The following is a 21,813-nucleotide window of genomic DNA, read 5'->3' as shown; positions in this document are numbered from 1 at the left end:
ACCGACGTCATCGCAATCTAACATCTGTAGGTAAATGGCACAACATGAGCCTGTTGCGGCGGCCACGAACGGCAAACGGTTATTCACCAGCAGAACTCCATGCGGTGAATAACCGTCAACCGCGTAGGGCTATTCGGCTGCAGCCATGGTGTGGGGTGTCGTAGCGGTCTCGGAACGGCGGTTGCTCTGCGCTCGGCGATTCCGGATGGACATGACCCCGAGAGTCACGACAGCGAGCAGCGTCGGCACGATCGTGAGGAGGAAGATGCTCTGCGCACCCAACCCCGCCGCGATCAGAAGCGCGCCGACCGCCGGACCCGCGATCGAGCCGATTCGCCCGATGCCCATTGCCCAGCCGACACCCGTCGCGCGGACCGCAACCGGATACACCGTGGCTGCGATCGCGATGATGCCGGCCGAGCTACCGGACATGCCGAATCCGACGAAGAAGACCGCCAGCAGCAGCAACCATCCGCTGCCGAGAAGCATCGCGACCAGCGCAGTGAACACGGCTCCGAGCGTGTAGCCCGCCATCACCACGACGAAGCCGTTGCCGATCCGGTCGGTGATCCGGCCGAATGTCAGCGCACCCGTCATCCCGCCGAGGTTGAACAGCGACGCGGCGAGCAACGCGGTCGATGCGCTCCGACCGCCTTCGCCGAACAGCGTCGGCATCCAGCTGAGCAGAAAATAGATGACCAGGAAGTTGATGACGAACACGCCCCACAACAGGACCGTGTCGACCGCGCGGCCGCCCTGGAACAGGACGCTCACCGGCGACTTCGTCACGGTCGACGTGTCCTGCACGAACCTGGCCGTGGCGGTGACGCGTGCGTGGGGCGCGATCTCGTCGACGATGTGCGCGGCCTCCTCGTTGCGGCCTCGGGCAACGAGGAACTTCACGGATTCCGGCAGCCACCGCATCGCCACAGCCATCAAGATCAGCGGTAACACGCCACCGACGACGAACAGCGCCTGCCACCCGAACTTCGGGATGAGGAACGCGGCCGCGAAACCACCGACGAAGCCACCCAGCGACATGCCCGCGACCGTCACGGTCACCATCGTCGCCCTCATCCGGGCAGGACTGTATTCGCTCACCATCGCGATGAGATTCGGTGTCACACCGCCGAGGCCGAGACCCGCGATCACGCGCAGCACGATCAGCGCCGTCATGGAGGTCACCAGCGCGGTGGCGAGCGTGAACACCGCGAAGATGACAGTGCACACCATGATGATCCTGCGGCGGCCGTAGCGGTCGGCCAGCGGCCCGAAGAGCAGGCTGCCCACGACCATCGCGCCGGTACTCAGCGCGAGCGCGAAGCCGAAGGACGCGGGCGACAGTCCCCAGTCCGCCGACATGGCAGGAATGACGAACCCGATGAGTTGTGCGTCGATGCCATCGAGGATCGCGAGACCGAGGCACAGGGCGAGGACACGCTTCTGCAGGGATGACAGGGGCGAGTCGTCGATGATCTTGGTGATGTCCACATCGCGGGTACTGCTCACGGTGCGTGTCCTCTCGGAGAAGGGGAAATGAACCTCAGGACCGGGACGTCGCGGCATCCGCCGACTGCGCCTCTCGGGGTACCGGGATCGCATGGGCCGGCGGCGTCTGAAAGCGCTCTCGGAGAACAGCCTTCGCAAGCTTGCCCGAGAAGGTGCGCGGCAGCGGTTCGTCGAGCGCGAGCGCCACCGCGGGGCGCTTGAATCTGGCCAGGTTCCCGCTCGCGACGCACGCGATGTCGGTGACGATGTCGTCCGCCGGCCGTTGACTGTGGAACACCACCATCGGGACCTCACCCCATCGGTCGTCCTTGACGCCGATCACCGCGAGGTCGACCAAGCCGTCGATGCCGTGCAGCGCCTTCTCGATCTCGGCCGGGTATACGTTGAGTCCACCGGAGATGAGCATGTCCTTGCGGCGGTCGACGACCTTGAGGAAGCCGCCTTCGTCCTGCAGGCCCAGATCGCCGGTGCGCAACCAGCCGTCGACAAGCGTGTCCGCCGTCGCCTCGGGCTTGTTCCAGTACTCCCGCATGACGTGCTCGCCGCGCACCAGAATCTCGCCGACCTCGTTCGGTGCGGCGAAGCCACCGTCGATGCTGCCGATGCGCACCTGGGTGCCGGCCAGGGCCAGGCCGGCGAAGCCCGGCCGGGTACGAGCGTCCTCGTAGTACAGCGTCGAGACCATTCCCGACGCCTCGGTCAGTCCGTATGCCTGGGTGAGCGGCACACCGCGGCTGTTGTAGAAGTCGAGCAGGTCCAGGCTCACGGGTGCGCCACCGGCGCCGGCGAACGTGAACTTCGCGAGCTTGCGGGTTCCGAAGTCCGGGAGCTGGGCCATGCGCTCCCAGATCACCGGCACCGTTGTGGTCGCGGTGACCTGCTCACGCTCGAACGTGTCCAGGGCGATCGCCGGATCGAACTCGCGCAGCAGCACCATCGTCGATCCCGGCAGCACCACGAGCTGCATGAAGATCGACAGGACCGAGCCGGTGTAGACGAGGGGCGCCGAGCACATCACGCGGTCGCGGCGGGAGATGCCGTGGCTGAGCACCTGCGCGATACCGGGCGCGAGTGCGCTGCGATGTGTGACGAGCGCACCCTTCTGTATACCCGTGGTGCCCGAGGTGTAGCAGATGAATGCCGGATCGGACGCCTCGATGTGAACGTCCGGCACGTTTCCGGGGTCGAGCAGCGTCTCGTATGCACGGTGGTCGCTTCCCCCGATCGCGAAGATCTCGAACTCGGTTTCGGCCGCTGCCTCCTCGAGCAACGGAGCCAGCTCGTTCTCCACGATCACGACCCGCGGCGCCGAATCCACGAGCATCGGAGCCAGTTCCTTGCCGAGCAGTCGGAAGTTGAGCGGGACGCTGATCGCACCGAGCTTGAGTGTCGCGAGGATGACGTGCGCCAGTTCCGGTCGATTGAGCATCATCACCCCGACGCGGTCACCCTTACGAACGCCCCGGGCGGCGAGGCCACGGGCCAGCGCGTCGGTGACTGCGTCCACCTCGGACCACGTCTGGGAGGTGTTGCCGAACACGATCGCCTGCTGGGCGGGACGAGTCTTGCCCCAGTATCGAACCAGATCGGTCAGATTCATTGTCGTCTCCTCATGCTCGCCGTGGCGGCGTGCCCCGCTCTCGCTCACGGCGGTGGGGGTGCGGCCCGCGCCGGGCCCGTCCACCCGATTCGGACGCGCCTCCGTCGGGCGGCGCGTCTGGAGTTGCTGCGCGACCGTCGGGCCGGATCACCCACCGAGGCGGTGTGTGATCGCCGTCACCGAGGTCGCAGTTAATCTAACATCTGTAGATAGCTGGCACAACAGAATGCGGCATCGAATTCGCACACCCGACTGCGAGGATTCCGACCTTGCCGCCCCTACCCGCGCGAGATCGGCCCCATCGCGTTGGAATGGTCGGATACACTGCGTGTTAACACTTTTCGGAGGACTTCCGCTGTGTCCGCCCCGAGCTCCGGCGGTAGCGACGGCGCGAACTTCTCATCCTGCACCCGGACCGGGCTCACCACGAATTCGAGCTCACCCACTCCCTCGTACTCGACGCGGTACGTGTTCGCGCGACCGGCGAAGTGTGGATCGGCGATCATGTCCCGGACGCTGTTCACCGGTCCACCCGCGATGTCGTGCGCGAGGAACAGCGCGACCCACTCGTCGCGGGTGCGCTGCAGGAAGATCTCGCGAAGCTCGCGGTATACACGGTCGGCGCGCGCCGGCGCTTCCGGATCGGTACCTGCCAGATCGATCTCGAGCAGATCCGGCCGGTCGACGGCCATGCAGAAGTTGCGCCAGAACTTGTCGACGTGCGAGCCGAACAGCACGGCCTCGTCGTCCTTCGTGCGGTACGCCTCGAGTCGCGGCCAATCGGGCAGCCGTCCGTCCGGCAGCCACGTGGGGCGATGGATGGATCGATCCTTGTTGAGTTCGGCATCGACCAGGTCCGGCATCCACGACGCGGCCACGTCGATGCCCGCCACCTCGAGCTTGCAGCCGCGACCGGTGCGACCGGCACGATGTACCGCTGCGAGCAGGCCCATCGCGCCGTAGGCACCCAGCGCGTACATCGCGATCGGCGCAGTCGTGGACCCCGCGATCCCGTCGGTCGGCGGTTCCTCCGGTGTGCGCACGTCGCGCAGCCCCGCGTACGCATCGAACACGGGGCCCCCGGTCCCGAGCCGGCTGTAGGGCCCATCGGATCCCATACCCGAGACCGTGCAGAAGACGATCTTCGGATTGACCTCTCGCAGCTGGTCGTAGCCGACACCGAGCCAGTCGAGGTAACCGCTGCGCATGCCCTCGACGACCGCGTCACACGTCCGGGCGAGATCGAGGAAAGCCTGCGCGCCTTCGGGGGATCGCAGGTCGAGTGCAACGCTCTTCTTACCCCGGTTCCACCTCAGATGCATGAACGACGGACCGTTCTGGTCGCCGATCGCGCGGCTGCCGCCGATGCGCACCGGATCGCCGAGCGGCCCTGATTCGATCTTGATGACTTCGGCACCCAGGTCGGCAAGGTGACCACCGACCGATGCGGGCGCCAGTTGTGCGACCTCGAGGATGCGCATGCCCTCGAGCAACGAGTAACCACTCATACGTCTCCTCCTTCGGAAATATTGATCGTCTGTTCGGGTTTCAGTTCCACCCAGAGTCCGTCCGCATCGGCGACGAGCACCTCGCCGTGGTACATGGTTCCGCGCATGAACCGCTTGCGTCCGTCCTGTCGCAGGTACTCCGCCTCCACACGGAGTTCGACGTCGAGTGGGGCAGGCGCCCGGAAGTTCACGTTCAGATAAGCCGTACGCGCCCAGGGACGTCCGGAATCATTGGCGAGCCGGGCCATGATCTCGTCGAAGATCAGCGGTGTGACACCACCGTTCATCGCGTAACGACCGGCATGGAAGCGCCCGACCGTGACCCGCCCACGAGCGGTCGTTTCCGTCACCGCGTCGATGTGCAGCGGCGGCGCCAGGGCCTGTCCCCGACCGGCAAGATCCCAGCGATGACCCGCGATCTGATCGTCCTCGCCTACCTCGAGTTCTTCCAATCGCTGTGCAACAGAACGCAGTGTCCCGGCGATACCCGACGCGGCGGCAGGGTCGGGACGCGACCGCGTGAAAGCCTCCTGTACCGCACGGACTGCGGCGACCAGCTCGGCGAACTCGTCGCCGGCCTCGACGGTCGGATCGAACGGATCGTTCCAGTCCGGATTCCAGATATCGATCGGTGCGTTCGGGCGTAGCGAGACGTCCATGATGCCCCTTTCAGTCGGTTCCCGCACGGGCACCGAAGAATTCCGTGAACATGTCGCCGATGGGGCGAGGGCGCAGCGTGGTGCGTGCGACCGCGTTCTCGCGGTCGTAGCGGCTGCGCAGATCCTTACCATGCCCGGCGAGCAGAAGCGATTTGATCTCCCGGACCGCCTCGGGTGGTTGCGCTGCGATCTGCGCCGCGGCCTCCAGCGCGGTCCCGAGAACGTCACCGTCACCTGCGTATCGGGTGAGCAGGCCCATCCGATATGCCTCGTCGCCGGCGACGGCACGCGAGGTCATGAGCAGATCTCGCGTCTGTCCGGCCCCGATCAAGGTGTCGAGCACCCAGGTCAGGTTCGCACCACCGTACTTCGCCGCAGTCACGGTGAATTGTGTCGACGATCCGCCGACCCGTAGGTCGGAGCAGACAGCGAGCAGTGTCCCGGCGCCGTACGACACGCCCTGAACTGCCGCGATCGTGGGCTTGGCGAATTCGAGATACCGCCAGAGCAGTTCCTCGCGCTCGAGCATCGCCTCCAGGTTCGCGTCCGACGACAGTGCCGCGAGTTCCTGCAGGTCGTACCCTGCCGAGAAGGCGCGCTCACCGGACCCGGCGACCACCACGACCCGGACGGCGTCGTCGCACGCTGCACGGGTCAGCGTCTCGTCGAGTGCCCGTTGCAGCGACAGCGAGATCGCGTTGTGTACCTCCGGACGATTCAACGTCAGTTGCAGTACACCCGGTGCGGGAGACGATTCGAGCAACTCACGCGAGGTCATGTCGTCACGCCGGCCTTCTTCCGCCGCTCCTCCGCGATCGCAGCGGCATCGCCCGAGATCATCTTGTGGAAGACCTGCCCAGGCAGTTCGTTCCGTCCGTAGACGAGTTCGTCCACCTGGCCGTGCGCGACGTTGTCGGTGATCGTCTTCGTGACGAACCAGTCCTCCGCGTGGAGAGTCTCCATCAGGAGTTCCCAGTTCTTCTCGAGTACCCGCTTCTCCCGGGGAGTCGTGGGTTCGGCCGGAGACAGCAACCGGATGGTGCAGTACGAGACGTTGGGATCGTCGACGTCGGGGACGATGGTCCAGACCTCGAAGTGATTCGGCTCGGTGACCAGCATCGTGCCGGGATAGATCGTGTAGTTCGCGAGCGAGTAGTCGCGGACATCGAAGGAATCCGGATCCGCATCGCGAACCTCCGTGATCGCCTTGCGCGCCACAACGATTCGCCACGACCTGTCGACGAGATCGAAGGCCGTGATGTTGCCCTCGAGGAAGTTGCACACGGTCTTGGTGTGCAGCTGGCACAGATGGTAGGAGTCCTGCACGCCGTCGACCGCGATCTTCCAGTTCATGTCGAGCTTCCAGGTCTCCTTGCGGACCTGGAACGACGTGGCAATACCGGTGTCGGCGACCTCGGCGTCGTGCTTCTCACCGAGCACCCTCGCGATGTCCAGTTCGGCACCGACCGTCGGCACGACCCAGACGAGCCCGTGCCGCACCTCGCACGGGAACTCGACCAGCCCGTACTGCGATCGATCCAGGCCGTCGAACCCTTCGGCGTGAGGCATTCCCCGCAGCGCACCGTCACGGCCGTACGCCCAGTTGTGGTAGGGGCAACTGAAGAGGCGCTTGCATCCCGATTCCTCGAATTCGACCTTGGAACCTCGGTGCCGGCACACGTTGGAGAACGCCTTGACGCTGCCGTCGGACTGCCTGATCACCAGCAGCGGCGTGCCGATGAGCTCGGTGGTGACGAAGTCGCCGGTCTTCTTCAGCTCGTCGATGTGCGCCACGATGTGCGGAAATCGGCGCACGGCGTCACGTTCGAGGCTCGCCAGTTCGGGGTCGTTGAACACGGAGAACGGAACACGAAGCATCTCGTCCGCGTAGTCGGTGCTGTTGTTGTCGACGTGCGCGATCAGGCGCCGAGTGAGGTCGATCTTGTCTTCACGCTGCATGACCCCAGCGTGGCACATGAGACATGTGGCGTCTAGTGTCTTATCCAGATTACCCGGCGGTATGGTGCATGCGTGGCACACAAGACGGACACCGAGACCACGGACGTCGGCGCAGCGATCCTTGTCGCCGCCGAATCATGCTTCGAACAGTTCGGTATCACGAAGACCACGATGGCCGACGTCGCGCGAGCTGCAAACATGTCCCGGGCGACCGTCTACCGCTACTTCTCGGACCGCGAATCGCTCATTGTGGCGTCGATCGTCCGCCGCGCACGGATGAACATGGAGCCGTGGCGAGTGCGCATCCGGAATTACCCGACATTCGGCGAACGGATCGTCGAGGGCCTGTGCGCCAATATCCGCCGAGGCCTCCGCGACCCGATGATCCATCTCCTCGTTTCCCCCGCCGAGGCAACACTCGCCACAACCCTGCTCGCGACCTCGGGCCGTGCCGTCCAACTCACCCGCGAACTGTGGGAGCCGATTCTGCTCGAGGCCCGGGAGTCCGGAGAGCTTCGCGCCGATGTCGATCTGGACCTGCTCTACGAATGGCTGTCGGAGATCGAGATGAACTACATCAGTGCGCTCGGCGCCAGTGCGGGCTCGCTCGACCGGTTGCGGGCGAAGCTGTACGCGTTCGTCGTGCCGTCGCTACTCGCCCGCCCGTAGACCCCGCGGGACCACCACTCCCCATCGACGCCGCGCGATCGGGCGTTCCCCGCCCGCTCCGGGCCGATCACTCGACCCCGTGGGGAGCCGGCCCCGGAGGAGCCGCCGAGGCTCGGGGCCGCGGCGTACCCACGCCGGGGACCGACCGTCGTGCCGTGCGCCGACTCGTGCCCAGTCCCATCGTCCGGCCCCTCCGCACGCGTGCCGCTTCGCCGGGCGACGCGGGGCATTGCGTCACGCACTTGTCCGAACTATAGTCCAGACAACTGTCCAGACAAGGGGCACCCGAGGCACGCAGCGAAGGCGTCAGCATCGCGTACCGACCGGTCCCCGCCATGTGCGCATCCGAATCTCCTACTACACCTGACACTTTCCAATCTCCAGAACGGAAACGTCCGATGTCCCTGATTCCCGGCGACAGCTCGGCTCTGCTCGTCGACGGCAAGCTGGTTCCCGGCTCCGGCGGCACGTTCGAGGTCGTGAACCCGGCCACCGCGGAGGTGCTCGGCACCGCCGCCGACGGCACCGCCGCCGACATGGACGCCGCGATCGAGGCGGCCCGTCGCGCCTTCGACACCACCGGCTGGTCCCGCGAACACGCCTTCCGCGCCCGCTGCCTGCGTCAGCTCCGCGATGCGCTGCGCGGCCACATCGAGGAACTGCGGGCGATCACCATCGCCGAGGTCGGCGCACCCCGGTTCCTCACCTCCGCCGCCCATCTCGAGGGCCCCGTCGACGATCTCGGGTACTTCGCCGACCTGGCCGAGAACTACCCGTGGCAACAGGATCTCGGCAATGCCGCGCCGATGGGCATCCCCACCCACCGCTACGTGCTCCGCGAGGCGGTCGGTGTCGTCGGGGCGATCACACCGTGGAACTTCCCGCACCAGATCAACTTCGCCAAGCTGGGTCCCGCGCTCGCCGCCGGCAATACGGTGGTGCTCAAGCCCGCGCCCGACACCCCGTGGTGCGCCGCGGTCGTGGGCCGGATCCTCGCCGAGGAAACCGACATCCCGCCGGGCGTCGTGAACATCGTGACGTCGAGCGACCATGCCGTCGGCGCCCTGCTCGCCACCGACCCGCGGGTGGACCTCGTGTCGTTCACCGGCTCCACCGCCACCGGACGGTCGGTGATGCGCGCCGCCTCGGAGACGCTGAAGAAGGTGTTCCTCGAACTCGGCGGAAAGTCGGCGTTCATCGTGCTCGACGACGCCGACCTCGGAGCCGCATGCTCGATGGCCGCCTTCACCGTGTGTACCCACGCCGGGCAGGGCTGCGCCATCACGACCCGTCTGCTCGTCCCCCGGAACCGCTACGACGAGGCGGTCCGCGTCACCGCCGACGCCCTGCGCGGCATCCGGCCCGGCGACCCGAACGAGCCCGGCGCGGTGTGCGGTCCGCTCATCTCCGAGCACCAGCGCGCACGGGTCGAGGGCTACCTGCGGCTCGCCGTCGAGGAGGGCGGGACGATCGTCGTCGGCGGCGGCCGTCCCGCCGAGCACCGGCGTGGCTTCTTCCTCGAACCGACGCTGATCGCCGGGGTCGACAACACCGCTCGCGTCGCCCGGGAGGAGATCTTCGGGCCGGTCCTCGTGATCCTCCCCTACGACGGCGACGACGAGGCGATCCGCATCGCCAACGACTCCCCCTACGGCCTGTCCGGGGCCGTCTGGGGCACCGACGAGGACCGGGTCCGCCGGGTCGTCGAGGGGGTCCGCACCGGCACCCTGGGCGTCAACGGAGGCATCTGGTACGCCGCCGACGCTCCCTTCGGCGGCTACAAGCAGTCCGGAATCGGCCGCGAGATGGGTGTGGCCGGATTCGAGGAATACCTGGAGACCAAGCTCGTCGCCGAACCGGCGGCGAAGCAGAGAGGCTGACGAACATGACCCGCAGCACAACGCGTTTCGCCGACCGCACCGCGATCGTCACCGGATCGGCGCAGGGAATCGGCGAGGCGTACGCCAGAGCCCTTGCCGCCGAGGGCGCCTCCGTCGTCGTCGCGGACATCGACACCGAACGCGGCGAGCAGGTCGCCGAGCAGATCGTCGCCGACGGCGGCATCGCCGTCTTCAAGACCGTCGACGTCTCCGATCCCGACTCGGCCACCGAGCTCGCCGCCTTCACGGTCGAGACGTTCGGCAGCATCGACCACGTCGTCAACAACGCCGCCATCTACGGGGGCATGAAGCTCGACCTGCTGCTCACCGTCCCGTGGGACTACTACAAGAAGTTCATGAGCGTGAACATGGACGGCGCGCTCAACATCACCCGCGCGGCGTGGCCGCACATGACGGACCGCGGCGGTTCCGTCGTCAACCAGTCCTCGACCGCCGTGTGGGTGTACTCCGGCTTCTACGGCCTGGCCAAGGTCGGTGTCAACGGCCTGACCCAGCAGCTGGCCGTCGAACTCGGCGGCTCGAACATCCGCATCAACGCGATCGCCCCGGGTCCGATCGACACCGAGGCCACCCGCACCGTCACGCCGGGAAACATGGTGGCGGACATGGTCTCCACACTGCCGCTGAAGCGGATCGGTACGCCCGGGGACCTGGTGGGAATGTGCCTGTTCCTGCTCTCCGACGAGGCGAACTGGATCACCGGGCAGATCTTCAACGTCGACGGCGGCCAGGTGATCCGCTCGTGACCAGGCTCGGCTACATCGGCCTCGGCAACATGGGCGCGCCGATGGCGAAGCGGCTGCTGGACCGGCCGGGTGGGCTCACCGTCCTCGACGCCCGGCCCGAGGCCGTCGAGCCGTTCACCGCGGCCGGCACCCGGGTCGCCGGCGACCCCGCCGACCTGGCGCGCGACTGCGACGTCGTCTGCGTCACCGTGGTCGACGACGCGCAGGTCCGCACCGTCGTCGCCGGGCTGCTCGACACGGCCCGGCCCGGCACGGTGATCGCGGTCCACTCGACCATCGCCGACACCACCGCCGTCGAGCTCGCCGCCGAATGCGCCGACCGCGGCGTCGAACTGGTCGACGCGCCCGTCAGCGGCGGGGCCCCCGGCGCCGAGCAGGGCCGGCTCGCGGTGATGGTCGGCGCCTCCGACGCGGCGTTCGACGCGGTACGCGAGCCGTTCTCGCGGTTCGCCGACCTCGTCGTGCACGCCGGTCCGGTCGGCGCGGGCACCCGGATGAAGCTGGCCCGGAATCTACTGCACTTCGTGTCGTTCACCGCGGCCGCGGAGGCGCAGCGCCTCGCCGAGGCGGCCGGGCTGGACATCACCGCGCTCGGGAAGGTGGTCCGCCACACCGACGCGATCACCGGTGGCGCCGGGGCGATCATGCTCCGGGACACCACCGCACCGATCCCGCCGGACGACTTCTGGTTCCCGATCCTCGACCACGTCCGCGCCCTGGGCGAGAAGGACCTGTCGCTGGCCCTCGGCCTCGGCGCCCGTCTCGGCGTCGACCTGCCCCTGGCCACGCGGGCACTGACCGGTCTGGGACCCGGACTCGGCGTCGGTACCGGAGACGTCGAGAGCCGGAACCGACAGGAGGAACGCATATGACCGACGATCGCCGCCGCCGCGGCCTGGACATGATGTCGAAGGTGTACGGCTGGGAGATGCAGGACGGGCCCGGCGACCACTTCGCCGTCACCGCGGACCACCTGTTCGCCGACATCTGGTCCCGGCCCGGGCTCAGTATCCGCGACCGGCGGCTGCTGCTGCTCGGTGCGCTCACCGCACAGGGACTGATCGACGTGGCCGAGATCCAGGTCGGCGCCGCCCTCCACAACGAGGAACTCGACGAACAGCAGCTGAAGGAGATCGCCCTGTTCCTGTGCCACTACGTGGGGTGGCCGCTCGGCACCAAGCTCGACTCGATGATCGGCGGCGTGCTCGCCGAGCGCCGCAAGGCGGCGAAGTGAGCCTGCCACCGGCTCACCGTGCGGCACGAGAACACAGGGAGTGACGAGTGCAGGACTTCGCGGACCGGCCGGGCGCGGCCCTCGTGGCCGGCGGCACCGGCGGGATCGGCCGAGCGGTGTGCCGGGTGCTGGCCGAGCGCGGCAGCGACGTCGCGTTCATGTTCCGCCACAGCGGGGCGGCCGCCGCAGCCCTGACGACCGAACTGTCCGCGCTCGGCGCGAAGGTGCTGTCGCTGCAGGTGGACCTGGGCGACAGTGCCGCGGCCGCCGGCGGCGTGGACGCGGTGATCGAATCCTTCGGTGCGCTGCACACTCTCGTCTACGCGGCGGGGCCGCACGTACCGATGCTGCACCTGAGCCGGGTCACGCCCGCGCAGTTCCGCGACCAGCTCGTGGGCGACGCGGGCGCGTTCTTCAACCTCGTCCGTCCCGCCCTGCCCCGGCTACGGGAGTCGCGGGGCAGCATCGTCGCCGTGACCACCGCCGCGACCCGCCGGTTCCCCGTCCGGGACGGTCTGTCGGCCGGGCCCAAGGGTGCGATCGAGGCCCTCGTGCGGGGCCTGGCGGCCGAGGAGGGACGGTTCGGTGTGCGCGTGAACGCGGTGGGGCCGGGCATGCTCACCGACGGCACGGCCGCCCGGCTGATCGGGTCCGGCGATCTCGACGAGCACGCACTGTCGGTCGCGCGGAACAACATTCCGCTGCGCCGCTTCGGCGATGCCGAGGACATCGCCGAGGCGGTCGCGTTCCTCGCCTCGGACCGCGCGGATTTCGTGTCCGGGCAGACACTCGACGTCGACGGCGGTTACGGCGCGTGACCGGCGCCCACCGTGCGCGGGGTACCGCACCGGCACCGGCGATGGGTAATGTGCTCGTCAGTACACCCCGCTTCAGCACCCGCCACCGGACCGCAGCGAACGGAGACCGCCGTCATGACCCGTACCACCCTGCCCCGGGAGGTGATCGAACTCGCCGAGGCAACACCGGGTTTCATGCCGATCGACGAGGGCACGGCCCTGCACGACGCCGCGGTGCGCTACCTCGGTGACGGTGTCGGTGTCGAGATCGGCACCTACTGCGGGCGCTCGACCGTCTATCTCGGTGCCGCCGCGAAGGCCACCGGCGGCACGATCGTCACGATCGACCATCATCACGGGTCCGAGGAGCACCAGCCCGGGTGGGAGTACCACGATCCGGCCCTCGTCGACGCGCACACCGGCCGGCTCGACACGTTGGGCCGGTTCCGCCACACCCTCGCCGACGCGGACCTCGAATCCCACGTCGTCGCGGTGCTGGGGCGGTCGGGCCAGGTCGCGGCGTTCTGGCGGACCCCGGCGGCGTTCGTGTTCGTCGACGGCGGTCACAGCAGCGAGGCGGCGCAGGCGGACTACGCGGGCTGGGCTCCCTGGGTGCGTGTCGGCGGGGCCCTGATCATCCACGACGTGTTCCCCGACCCGAAGGACGGCGGACGACCCCCGTACGAGGTCTACCTGCGCGCGCTCGGCAGCGGCGAGTTCGCCGAGGTGTCGGTGACCGGGTCGCTGCGGGTGCTCGAACGCACCGGTGGCACCGTCGGAGTGCTGCCGGGCTGACGGCTCAGACCGTCACCCGGCAGTCCTCGTGGCAGTTCTCGGTCGCGACCCATCCGGAGGGTGCGGCGGCATCGCGGAACACACCGTTGCCCGCGGTGCTGCGTGAGAGCGCGTCGGCGGCGAGGATCACGGCGGCACTGGTCCAGGAGCTCTTCTCCACGGGCCAGCGCTTACCGTCCGTGAAAACCATTCCGGTCCAGTACGACCCGTCCGGATCGCGCAGATGCTGCATGGCCGCGAGCAGTTCCCGGGCCGTCGTGGCCTCACCGATCGCGTCCAGCGCGAGCACGAGTTCGCAGGTCTCGGCCCCCGTCACCCACGGCCGATGGTCGACGCAGCGGATTCCGAGACCTCCGACCACGAAATCGTCCCAGCGTTCCCGGATCCGTTGCCGGGCCGGCGCACCGCGCACCGCGCCGCCGAGGATCGGGTAGTACCAGTCCATCGAGTACTCCGGTTTGGGCGCGAACGCCTCCGGGTGCCGGCGCAGCACGTGCCCGAGCCGATACCACGCGACCTCCCAGTCCGGGTGGGGATCGCCGACCACCTCCGAGAGGCGCAGGCCGCACTGCAGGCTGTGGTGGATGCTCGAGCACCCCGTCAGCAGGGCCTCGTCGGCCGCGCCGTGTTCTCCTCGTGCCCAGTAGATCTCACCGCCTGGCGCCTGCAACTCGAGCACATGGTCGAGGGCCGTCCGCACCGTCGGCCACAGCCGTTCCACATGGTCGACGTCGCCTGTGACGAGGTAGTGGTGCCACACCCCCACCGCGATGTATGCGGTGAAGTTCGAGTCGGCGTCGTGGTTTTCGACGGCGTCCTCGCGGAACTGCATGGGCCACGAGCCGTCCGGCCGCTGGGTGCGACGGGACCAGTCGAAGGCCGCCTCCGCCTCTTCGAGCAACCCCGCGGCGGTGAGAGCCATCGCGGACTCGATGTGGTCCCACGGATCCGTGTGACCACCGGGGAACCACGGGATCGCTCCGGAGGACTCCTGCATGTCGGCGATCGCGCGGGCGGTGTGCAGGCACTGTTCCTCGGACAGCACTCCCGGCACGGCCGGAACCGCCGGCCGTGCCCCGCCGGGGCGGAAGTCAGCGGCCGGCAACGGGAACCGTCGGCTTCTCGAGGTAGAACACGACGCTCTTGCCGAGCACCGGGTTCAGCAACGACTCGGCGGTGCGCGTCAGCCACGGCCCCTGCATCAGGTCCCACACGAGGAGCCGGTGATACGCCTTCGTCAGGGGGTTGTCGTCGTTGTCGACGCCCACAGCGCATTTGAGCCACCAGTACGGCGAGTGCAGGGCGTGCGCGTGCTCCCGGCCGCGCACCGTCAGGCCTGCCGAGGTCAGCTCGGCCGCGAGCTCGTCGGCCTTGTAGATCCGCACGTGCCCGCCCTCGACCTCGTGATACGCGTCGGACAGCGCCCAGCAGATCTTCTCCGGCAGCCACCGCGGCACGGTGACGGCCGCGACGCCGCCCGGCTTGAGCACACGCACGAATTCGGCGATGGCACGGTCGTCCTCGGGCACGTGCTCGAGCACCTCGGAGATCAGCACGACGTCGAAGGTCTCGTCGTCGTAGGGCAGGGCGAGGGCATCGCCCACCTCGGCCCGGGCTAGGGCACCCTCGGGAACCTGGCCCTCGAGTTCCATCGCCGCGAACATGTCGCCGACTGCCTTCATGTCCTCCGCGCTGCGGTCGAACGCCACCACGTCGGCGCCCCGACGGTAGAGCTCGAACGAGTGCCGGCCCGCGCCCGCCCCGATGTCGATGGCACGGTCGCCGGGCTTGACCCCGAGCCGGTCGAAATCGACTGTCAGCATCAGGTGTTCGTCCTTCCTGCCTGCGCCGCCACGGTGTCCTGGTAGGCCCGGACGGTCCGGGCGGCCACGGCCGCCCAGCTGAATCGCTCGAGCACGCGTGCCCGTGCCACCGACCCGAGGCGGATCTGCTCGGCGGGATCGTCGAGAACCCGCGCCAGCGCCGCGGCCAGCTGTTCGCTGTCCCCCGGAGGCACGAGGATGCCCGCGTCGCCGACCACCTCGGGGATCGCGCCGGCGCGGCTCGCGACCAAGGGGGTGGCGCAGGCCATGGCCTCGACCGCGGGCAGCGAGAACCCCTCGTAGAGCGACGGGACCACAGCCACCTGCGCCGAACCGAGCAGCTCGGCCAGCTCGCGGTCGTCGATCCCGGAGACGGTGCGCACCGCGTCGCCGATGGCCAGCTGCTCGATCAGCTTCTCGGTGACCCCGCCGGGCGCGAGCCGGGTGACGAGCACCAGCTCGACCCGCCGTTCGGTGCGCAGCTTCGCCACCGCCTCGAGCAGGTTGGCGACGCCCTTGAGCGGCGCGTCCGCGCTGGCCACGCACACGATGCGGCCGGGCACGCGCTCGGCCGTCGGCGGGGCGAAGACCTCGGTGTCGACGCCCAGCGGGATCGTGCGCAGCCGCCCCTCGGGGATCTCGAAGGCGGTACGGATGTCGTCCTCGGAGGACTTCGAGACGGTGAGCAGGGTGGGGATGCGCCGCGCCACCCGGGCCTGCATGCGCAGGAACCCGTACCAACGGCGCAGGGTGAGCTTGCGGCGCAACGTCGGCGCGCTCGCGAGGTCCAGTTCCCGGTCGCGGGTGATCGGGTGGTGGATCGTCGCGACCAGTGGCAGGCCCGCGACCGCGATGCGGAGCAGGCCGTAGCCGAGGCACTGATTGTCGTGCACGACGTCGAACTCGGCGGCCCGGGCCCGCAGCAGCCTGGCGGCGCGCAGGCTGAAGGTCAGCGGCTCCGGAAAACCCGCCGTCCACATCGTGCCCAGCTCCAGGAGGTCGATCGCGTCGCGAATCTCGCGCGGGTGCGGAAAGCGGAACGGATCGTCCTCGCGGTAGAGGTCGAGACTGGGCACCTTCACCAGGGTCACCCCGTCGTCCAGCTCGGGGTACGGCTGGCCGGAGAACACCTCGACGTCGTGGCCGAGCGCCGCGAGCTCGCGGCTGAGGTGTCGAACGTACACGCCCTGACCACCGCAGTGCGGCTTGCTGCGGTACGACAGCAGAGCTATTCGCACAGATCACCTCGTTCGTCGTGTCGCCGGAGCGGGTCCGTCCAGAAGATCGAACTCACTCTAGAACATGTTCTCGTCCGACGTGCAACCCGGCGCAGCCCTGCGGATCAGCGCCGGAACCGCACCAGGTCCAGTGCAAACTGAACGTACAGGGTGGCGAGCCGTTCCGCCGTCGAAGACCCGCCGGGACGACACCGGACCGGGCCTGCGGTGCGCATTGCGAGCGGGCGGCGCGCCCTCGTCCTCCGCGGGTTGACACCCGGCGATGTGACCTACACCATAAGCGCACGCTTACCGTACGAACGCTCGGTGAGCGACGAGTGCACCTCGACCCGAAAAGGAGACGGTATGTCCGACGCCCCGTCCATGCGCGAACTGCTCGGCGACGACGCCCCCAGCAACTGGGGACGCTGGGGCGCCGACGATGAGCTCGGAGCTCTGAACTTCCTCGGCACCAAGGAGGTTCTCGGCGGAATCGGCGAGGTCAAGTCCGGCGACGTGTTCACCCTGCAGATCCACATGGGCCGCAAGGAGGCCCCCGGCGATCCCCTGTGGCCCAGCCGCAGCGGCATCGATCGCCGCAACACCCTCGACGAATCGTCGTGGGACGGCGAGGACGCTCCGCAGTTCCCCGGCGGACTGCACTACGCCGACGACACAGCCACCCTCTTCCTGCAGGGCTCCACCCAGTACGACGCCCTCGGCCACGTCTGGTACGACGGCAAACTCTGGAACGGATACGACGCGCGCAGCACCGTCGGCAGCATGGACAAGGCCTCGGTGCTGCCGATCGCCGAGAAGGGCGTTGTGGGCCGGGGGATCCTGATCGATATGGCGCGCCACCGGGGCAAGGACTGGCTCGGCGCCGGCGAGACCTTCGACCACAACGACCTCGAGGCGGCCGCCGCCGCCCAGGGCGTGACCATCGAACCGCACGACATCCTCGTGATCCGGACCGGCTGGCTGAAGTACTGGTACAGCCTCGACGACACCACCGAGTTCTACACCGACTTCTGCGAACCCGGCCTGACCTACAGCCGCGAACTGGTCGAATGGTTCCGGAACCGGGAGATCCCCAACCTGGTCACGGACACCATCGCCAACGAGGTGACCACCGACCCGGCCAGTGGCGTGGCGCTGCCCCTGCACTGCGCGCTCATGCGCAATCTCGGTGTGGCCCTCACCGAGATCGCCTGGCTCGAGGACCTCGCCGACGCGTGCGCCGCCGACAATCGCTGGACCTTCCTGTACACCGCGGCACCACTGAAGGTCGTGGGCGGCACGGGCGCTCCGGTCAATCCGGTCGTCATCCGATGAGCGCAGCCGGACCCCGCGACGCACGCACGGGCGTCTACGACAGCAAGCCTTGGCTCGCGCGCTACGCGCCCGGCCTGCCGATCCACATCGAGCCGGAGTACACCGACGCGCTGGAGATGTTCCGCGCCACCGTCGCTCACGATCCGGACGCGGACATCATCCGCTACTTCGACGGGCGCCTGACCCGCCGCGAACTCGACGAGCAGTCCGACGCGTTCGCGGCCGCACTGACGGCCCACGGCTTCCGCCCGGGTGAGCGGGCGGCGCTGTTCCTGCAGAACGTCCCGCAGTTCGTCGTGGCGCAGCTCGGTGTCTGGAAGGCCGGCGGCATCCCGGTCTCCGTCAACCCCATGAACAAGGAACGCGAGCTCGGCGAAATCCTCCTGGACTCGGGGGCTACCGTGCTCGTCGCACTCCAGGGGCTGTACCGGGACGTCGCACAGCACGTCGTCGCCGGCACCGCCGTCCGGATCGTGATCACCACGTCCGAACTCGAATACCAGACCCACGGAGACGAGCGGATCTTCTCCGGCATCGAACGCCTCGATCTGCCCGACACCCTCGACCTGCAGACCCTCCTGGCCGAGTTCCGGGGACGGCCCGTCCCCGTGCACACTCTCGGCCCGGACGACATCGCGTTCCTCACCTACACGTCCGGTACGACCGGGCCACCGAAGGGCGCGATGACCACTCACCGCAACGTGGTGTTCAACGCCCGCACCTACCGGGAATGGGTGGGACTCGGCGCGGACGACGTCGTGCTGGGAATCGCCCCGCTGTTCCACATCACCGGGCTCGTCGGGCACATCGCTGTCGCCCTGCTGACAGGTGCGCCGCTGGTGTTGATGTACCGGCTCGACCCCGGCGTGACCCTCGAAACGGTGGCGGTGGAGCGGGCGACGTTCACGGTCGGCTCGATCACCGTGTTCATCGCGCTGATGAACGCCCCCGGCGCCCGCGGGGAGTCGCTGAAGACGCTGACCAAGATCTTCTCCGGCGGAGCGCCGATACCACCGAGCACCGTCGCGGCGTTCGAGAGATTCTCCGGGACGTACATCCACAACATCTACGGCCTCACCGAAACCACCTCCCCCTCGCATGCGGTTCCGTTCGGCACCCGGGCTCCGGTGGACGAGGCGTCCGGCGCCCTGTCGGTCGGAGTCCCGACCTTCGACACCGTCGTGCGGATCGTCGACGAGGACGGCAACGACCTTCCCGTCGGTGCGGTGGGCGAGCTCGTCACGTCGGGCCCGCAGGTGGTCGCCGGCTACTGGAACAAGCCCGAGGAGACCGCGACCGCACTGCCCGGGGGTGCCCTCCACACCGGGGACGTCGGGTACATGGACGCCGACGGCTGGTTCTACATCGTCGACCGCAAGAAGGACCAGATCAACGCCGGTGGGTACAAGGTCTGGCCGAGAGAGGTCGAGGACGTGCTCTACGAGCACGAAGCGGTGCGCGAGGCCGCGGTGGTGGGGGTGGTGGACAGCTACCGCGGCGAGACGGTCAAGGCGTTCGTCAGCCTCCGTCCGGGGCATTCGGTCACCGCGGAGGAACTGATCGCCTTCGCCAGGGAGAGAATGGCGGCGTACAAGTACCCGCGGCTGGTGGAGATCATCGACGAGATCCCGAAGACCGTGTCCGGCAAGCTTCTTCGCCGGGAACTCCGGGCCCGCGGCTGAACCGGTCGGGACGGCGAAGGCCCGGTCCGTTTCGGGACCGGGCCTTCGCCGTGAAGCGACCCTGACGGGACTCGAACCCGCGACCTCCGCCGTGACAGGGCGGCGCGCTAACCAACTGCGCCACAGGGCCGTGTGCACCCCCGAAGGGGTTTCCACAGAAAACCCACCGCCGAGCGGTGGGTCTACCGTATGAAATTGTGTGGTGGCCAGGGCCGGGATCGAACCGGCGACCTTCCGCTTTTCAGGCGGACGCTCGTACCAACTGAGCTACCTGGCCGGACGGCACCCGAACCGAATGCCAATTGCCAACTCTGCGACCCTGACGGGACTCGAACCCGCGACCTCCGCCGTGACAGGGCGGCGCGCTAACCAACTGCGCCACAGGGCCATGCTCTTCACTTGTGGTCAAACCGTACTGCATGCGGTGATACTGCTTCCGCAAGCGTACCCCCTACGGGATTCGAACCCGCGCTACCGCCTTGAAAGGGCGGCGTCCTAGGCCGCTAGACGAAGGGGGCCCGCCGGATTACTCCGACCCGCACCCTCAACGGGTTCGCGTTCCGTTGGGAGCTTGGATAGCTTAGGACACGGGTTTCCGGATTCACAAATCAGCAGGTCACGCCGGTTGTTCGCCTTCGAGGCGCAACTCCGGCGCACCACGCCGCCGCTCGAGCCACTGCGGCGCAGCCGTCGCCTCGAGGCAGACGTCCAGGCATTCCGCGAACCGGGCCCGGACGTCGACGTCCTCCGCGGTGAGGTCGTGGAAGTAGCGCTGCCCGGCCAGGCACGCACTGAGCACACCCAGGAACCGTTCGAGGTCGACCCCGGCACGGAACAGCCCCGCTTCCTGCGCCTCGACGGCGAGCCGGTGACCGGCCTTCCCCCACACCGAGCTGCCGCGCAGTTTGGCCTCCGCGTCGAACTCGGGCTCGGTCACGAGCTTGAACTCCGCCTGGATGATGACGTCGCCGTGCAGGGCATCGGCGAGATCTCCGACGAGGCCGTACAGCCGCTCGAACGGATCGAGCCCCGGCGCGTCCAGCCACCGGTCGGCGATCACCCGGTAGCGCTCGAGGCCCTCCGCGAGCACCGCCCGGGCGAGCGCTTCCTTCGAATCGAAGTGGAAGTACATCGCACCCTTGGTGGCCCCGGAGTGCTCGAGGATCGCGTTGACCGAGGCGGCGCCGTATCCGCGCCGGGCGAATTCGATCGCCGCGGATTCGACGATCGCCGCGCGTGTGCGCCGCGCCCGCTCTTGCTGACGTGACATGGGGGGTTCGTGCCTCCGTACGTGACCGGCAGTCCCCCCCGGACGCCACTGTAGCCGCCGTCCGGCCCCCACGCCCGCAACCAGGCGTTTTCCGGCCTTCGCAGAGAACACACCAAGTGGTATGCTTTTGCGCGGCTCGGGTGCGCCGCAGGGGGTGCGCACCCGAGCCTTCGAACGGCCCGCGCGTCCGATACTGTTGTCCGGCGCGATGCAGCTAGACTGTGCGCCCACGCCCCTATAGCTCAGTTGGTAGAGCTACGGACTTTTAATCCGCAGGTCCCAGGTTCGAGCCCTGGTGGGGGCACCACACCCTCGTCCGTCCGGAAGGACGGGAGCGCCCCGGCACGAGGCGGCTCGTCGTCGCCCGTTACTCCGGAGCGCCGGCCACCTTGCCCGGCCGGTCGCTTCGTAGCTCCGGCTCCTGCCGGCCCCGCTCGTCACGCTCCCGCTCGAGGTCGCGACCGCGTTTGCGGTACGTGTAACTCAGGGCCGCGAACACCAGGAACACGATCACGCCGACGACGGCACCGACGAGCGTCGCGCCCCGGAAGCCGGGGGCGTCGACGTCGAGGATCCGCTCCCCCGCATGGGCCGCGTTCCCGTTGCCCAGCACGATGCTCAACGTCATCAGGTTGGGGATCGCCACCACCACGGCGGCGGCGGCGAACACCACCTGCAGGACGCGGTGCCGGCGCCACGTCCTGATCCGCCATGCGGCGGCGAACAGGGCCAACGGCACGAACGTGCACACGAGGCCGAACAGCAGGCCCCAGGCTATCCCGCGGGCGAAGCCGGCATCGGCCAGCCCGGCGATACGCTGCGCCCACCACCGGGGGACGAATGCCGCCAGCACGAAGTACGCGACCACCAGCGCGAGCAGGGCCCCGACGCTCCACAGGGCCTTCTTGGCCCACGGCGGAAGCCCCGACCGCTGCACCGTCTCGTTGCCCACCATTGCGTTGTTCCCCTTCCGGGTCCGGGTGTGCCGCTCCCCTCAGATTACGTACCCGCAAGCCCGACACGGCGCCCGAATCGTCGGTTCCGCGCTGCTGCCGCACCCGAGTTGCGGTTAGGGTGTGGTCGCTCACAAAACCGATCCGACGATCGAT

General features: G+C 68.4%; 20 protein-coding genes and 5 tRNA genes. 10 read left to right on the top strand and 15 right to left on the bottom strand.

What is annotated here, in order from left to right:
• Window positions 1–129: 129 nt before the first annotated feature.
• The 6 genes from ISO16_RS22875 to ISO16_RS22850 form a co-directional block, all read right to left on the bottom strand.
• Window positions 130–1,509 carry an MFS transporter gene (locus tag ISO16_RS22875; RefSeq protein WP_029541596.1) on the bottom strand — a complete coding sequence of 460 codons (1,380 nt, stop codon included), beginning with the start codon at window positions 1,507–1,509 and terminating at the stop codon, window positions 130–132.
• 34 nt (window positions 1,510–1,543) lie between these two features.
• Window positions 1,544–3,109 (bottom strand): class I adenylate-forming enzyme family protein, encoded by a 1,566-nt coding sequence (locus tag ISO16_RS22870; protein WP_072634435.1) that lies wholly within the window; start codon window positions 3,107–3,109, stop codon window positions 1,544–1,546.
• Window positions 3,110–3,387: 278 nt separating this feature from the next.
• A complete protein-coding gene (locus ISO16_RS22865; RefSeq protein ID WP_072634434.1) occupies window positions 3,388–4,617 on the bottom strand; it encodes a CaiB/BaiF CoA transferase family protein in 1,230 nt (409 codons plus the stop codon).
• On the bottom strand, window positions 4,614–5,276 hold the full coding sequence (locus ISO16_RS22860; RefSeq protein WP_072634433.1) for a PaaI family thioesterase: 663 nt from the start codon (window positions 5,274–5,276) through the stop codon (window positions 4,614–4,616). Before ISO16_RS22860 ends, ISO16_RS22865 begins: the two co-directional genes overlap by 4 nt.
• A 10-nt stretch (window positions 5,277–5,286) precedes the next feature.
• Entirely contained in the window at window positions 5,287–6,054 is a 768-nt protein-coding gene (locus ISO16_RS22855; protein ID WP_050034657.1) for an enoyl-CoA hydratase/isomerase family protein, read from the bottom strand.
• Window positions 6,051–7,235 carry an aromatic ring-hydroxylating oxygenase subunit alpha gene (locus ISO16_RS22850; RefSeq protein ID WP_006936358.1) on the bottom strand — a complete coding sequence of 395 codons (1,185 nt, stop codon included), beginning with the start codon at window positions 7,233–7,235 and terminating at the stop codon, window positions 6,051–6,053. The genes ISO16_RS22855 and ISO16_RS22850 overlap by 4 nt, the downstream gene beginning before the upstream one ends.
• 72 nt (window positions 7,236–7,307) lie before the next feature.
• On the opposite strand from ISO16_RS22850, the gene ISO16_RS22845 reads away from it, so the two are divergent.
• The 7 genes from ISO16_RS22845 to ISO16_RS22815 all read left to right on the top strand — a co-directional run bounded on the left by ISO16_RS22845 (window position 7,308) and on the right by ISO16_RS22815 (window position 13,377).
• On the top strand, window positions 7,308–7,904 hold the full coding sequence (locus ISO16_RS22845; protein ID WP_029541579.1) for a TetR/AcrR family transcriptional regulator: 597 nt from the start codon (window positions 7,308–7,310) through the stop codon (window positions 7,902–7,904).
• Window positions 7,905–8,302: 398 nt separating this feature from the next.
• The gene (locus tag ISO16_RS22840) at window positions 8,303–9,784 is read left to right on the top strand and encodes an aldehyde dehydrogenase (protein WP_072634432.1); all 1,482 of its coding nucleotides are present in this window, start codon (window positions 8,303–8,305) and stop codon (window positions 9,782–9,784) included.
• A gap of 5 nt (window positions 9,785–9,789) precedes the next feature.
• Window positions 9,790–10,551, top strand: a complete 762-nt coding sequence (locus ISO16_RS22835) for an SDR family oxidoreductase (RefSeq protein WP_072634431.1) — start codon at window positions 9,790–9,792, stop codon at window positions 10,549–10,551.
• Complete coding sequence (locus ISO16_RS22830) at window positions 10,548–11,423, top strand: NAD(P)-dependent oxidoreductase (RefSeq protein ID WP_072634430.1); 876 nt, start codon at window positions 10,548–10,550, stop codon at window positions 11,421–11,423. The genes ISO16_RS22835 and ISO16_RS22830 overlap by 4 nt, the downstream gene beginning before the upstream one ends.
• Window positions 11,420–11,785, top strand: coding sequence for a carboxymuconolactone decarboxylase family protein (locus ISO16_RS22825; protein ID WP_006936371.1), 366 nt, complete (start codon window positions 11,420–11,422; stop codon window positions 11,783–11,785). The genes ISO16_RS22830 and ISO16_RS22825 overlap by 4 nt, the downstream gene beginning before the upstream one ends.
• Window positions 11,786–11,832: 47 nt before the next feature.
• Window positions 11,833–12,603, top strand: a complete 771-nt coding sequence (locus ISO16_RS22820; protein ID WP_083662400.1) for an SDR family NAD(P)-dependent oxidoreductase — start codon at window positions 11,833–11,835, stop codon at window positions 12,601–12,603.
• Between the two features lie 114 nt (window positions 12,604–12,717).
• A complete protein-coding gene (locus ISO16_RS22815; protein WP_072634429.1) occupies window positions 12,718–13,377 on the top strand; it encodes a class I SAM-dependent methyltransferase in 660 nt (219 codons plus the stop codon).
• A 4-nt stretch (window positions 13,378–13,381) separates the two neighbouring features.
• On the opposite strand, the gene ISO16_RS22810 is transcribed toward ISO16_RS22815, so the two are convergent.
• The 3 genes from ISO16_RS22810 to ISO16_RS22800 are packed head-to-tail and all read right to left on the bottom strand — an operon-like array spanning window position 13,382 to window position 16,438.
• A complete protein-coding gene (locus ISO16_RS22810) occupies window positions 13,382–14,482 on the bottom strand; it encodes a prenyltransferase (RefSeq protein ID WP_037200535.1) in 1,101 nt (366 codons plus the stop codon).
• Window positions 14,469–15,200, bottom strand: coding sequence for a class I SAM-dependent methyltransferase (locus tag ISO16_RS22805; RefSeq protein ID WP_006936380.1), 732 nt, complete (start codon window positions 15,198–15,200; stop codon window positions 14,469–14,471). The genes ISO16_RS22810 and ISO16_RS22805 overlap by 14 nt, the downstream gene beginning before the upstream one ends.
• Entirely contained in the window at window positions 15,200–16,438 is a 1,239-nt protein-coding gene (locus tag ISO16_RS22800) for a glycosyltransferase family 4 protein (RefSeq protein ID WP_072634428.1), read from the bottom strand. Before ISO16_RS22800 ends, ISO16_RS22805 begins: the two co-directional genes overlap by 1 nt.
• Before the next feature lie 345 nt (window positions 16,439–16,783).
• On the opposite strand from ISO16_RS22800, the gene ISO16_RS22795 reads away from it, so the two are divergent.
• The gene (locus ISO16_RS22795; protein WP_006936384.1) at window positions 16,784–17,752 is read left to right on the top strand and encodes a cyclase family protein; all 969 of its coding nucleotides are present in this window, start codon (window positions 16,784–16,786) and stop codon (window positions 17,750–17,752) included.
• Window positions 17,749–19,434, top strand: a complete 1,686-nt coding sequence (locus ISO16_RS22790; RefSeq protein WP_072634427.1) for a class I adenylate-forming enzyme family protein — start codon at window positions 17,749–17,751, stop codon at window positions 19,432–19,434. Before ISO16_RS22795 ends, ISO16_RS22790 begins: the two co-directional genes overlap by 4 nt.
• Before the next feature lie 56 nt (window positions 19,435–19,490).
• On the opposite strand, the gene ISO16_RS22785 is transcribed toward ISO16_RS22790, so the two are convergent.
• The 5 genes from ISO16_RS22785 to ISO16_RS22765 all read right to left on the bottom strand — a co-directional run bounded on the left by ISO16_RS22785 (window position 19,491) and on the right by ISO16_RS22765 (window position 20,704).
• Window positions 19,491–19,564: transfer RNA gene (locus ISO16_RS22785), tRNA-Asp, on the bottom strand.
• 70 nt (window positions 19,565–19,634) lie between these two features.
• Window positions 19,635–19,711: transfer RNA gene (locus ISO16_RS22780), tRNA-Phe, on the bottom strand.
• 37 nt (window positions 19,712–19,748) lie between these two features.
• Window positions 19,749–19,822, bottom strand: a tRNA-Asp gene (locus tag ISO16_RS22775).
• Between the two features lie 57 nt (window positions 19,823–19,879).
• Window positions 19,880–19,952 (bottom strand) — tRNA-Glu (locus ISO16_RS22770).
• Window positions 19,953–20,050: 98 nt separating this feature from the next.
• Window positions 20,051–20,704 (bottom strand): TetR/AcrR family transcriptional regulator, encoded by a 654-nt coding sequence (locus tag ISO16_RS22765; RefSeq protein WP_006936388.1) that lies wholly within the window; start codon window positions 20,702–20,704, stop codon window positions 20,051–20,053.
• A 231-nt stretch (window positions 20,705–20,935) separates the two neighbouring features.
• Here ISO16_RS22765 and ISO16_RS22760 point away from each other — a divergent pair.
• Window positions 20,936–21,011 (top strand) — tRNA-Lys (locus ISO16_RS22760).
• 60 nt (window positions 21,012–21,071) lie between these two features.
• Here the strand turns inward: ISO16_RS22760 and ISO16_RS22755 are convergent.
• A complete protein-coding gene (locus ISO16_RS22755; RefSeq protein ID WP_029541522.1) occupies window positions 21,072–21,659 on the bottom strand; it encodes a hypothetical protein in 588 nt (195 codons plus the stop codon).
• Window positions 21,660–21,813 lie beyond the last annotated feature (154 nt).

The organism is Rhodococcus sp. M8 (assembly GCF_015654185.1).
Lineage (GTDB): Bacteria > Actinomycetota > Actinomycetes > Mycobacteriales > Mycobacteriaceae > Rhodococcus > Rhodococcus aetherivorans.
Note: the sequence above shows the minus strand (reverse complement) of the source record. Positions and strands in the feature narration are given on the sequence as shown.

What these genes read in the sequence shown, in the direction of transcription:
- ISO16_RS22870 (WP_072634435.1), bottom strand. Translation starts at nt 3,109, where the DNA reads ATGAATCTGACCGATCTGGTTCGATACTGGGGCAAGACTCGTCCCGCC.
- ISO16_RS22865 (WP_072634434.1), bottom strand. Translation starts at nt 4,617, where the DNA reads ATGAGTGGTTACTCGTTGCTCGAGGGCATGCGCATCCTCGAGGTCGCA.
- ISO16_RS22860 (WP_072634433.1), bottom strand. Translation starts at nt 5,276, where the DNA reads ATGGACGTCTCGCTACGCCCGAACGCACCGATCGATATCTGGAATCCG.
- ISO16_RS22855 (WP_050034657.1), bottom strand. Translation starts at nt 6,054, where the DNA reads ATGACCTCGCGTGAGTTGCTCGAATCGTCTCCCGCACCGGGTGTACTG.
- ISO16_RS22850 (WP_006936358.1), bottom strand. Translation starts at nt 7,235, where the DNA reads ATGCAGCGTGAAGACAAGATCGACCTCACTCGGCGCCTGATCGCGCAC.
- ISO16_RS22840 (WP_072634432.1), top strand. Translation starts at nt 8,303, where the DNA reads ATGTCCCTGATTCCCGGCGACAGCTCGGCTCTGCTCGTCGACGGCAAG.
- ISO16_RS22835 (WP_072634431.1), top strand. Translation starts at nt 9,790, where the DNA reads ATGACCCGCAGCACAACGCGTTTCGCCGACCGCACCGCGATCGTCACC.
- ISO16_RS22825 (WP_006936371.1), top strand. Translation starts at nt 11,420, where the DNA reads ATGACCGACGATCGCCGCCGCCGCGGCCTGGACATGATGTCGAAGGTG.
- ISO16_RS22815 (WP_072634429.1), top strand. Translation starts at nt 12,718, where the DNA reads ATGACCCGTACCACCCTGCCCCGGGAGGTGATCGAACTCGCCGAGGCA.
- ISO16_RS22805 (WP_006936380.1), bottom strand. Translation starts at nt 15,200, where the DNA reads ATGCTGACAGTCGATTTCGACCGGCTCGGGGTCAAGCCCGGCGACCGT.
- ISO16_RS22795 (WP_006936384.1), top strand. Translation starts at nt 16,784, where the DNA reads ATGTCCGACGCCCCGTCCATGCGCGAACTGCTCGGCGACGACGCCCCC.
- ISO16_RS22790 (WP_072634427.1), top strand. Translation starts at nt 17,749, where the DNA reads ATGAGCGCAGCCGGACCCCGCGACGCACGCACGGGCGTCTACGACAGC.
- ISO16_RS22765 (WP_006936388.1), bottom strand. Translation starts at nt 20,704, where the DNA reads ATGTCACGTCAGCAAGAGCGGGCGCGGCGCACACGCGCGGCGATCGTC.
- ISO16_RS22755 (WP_029541522.1), bottom strand. Translation starts at nt 21,659, where the DNA reads ATGGTGGGCAACGAGACGGTGCAGCGGTCGGGGCTTCCGCCGTGGGCC.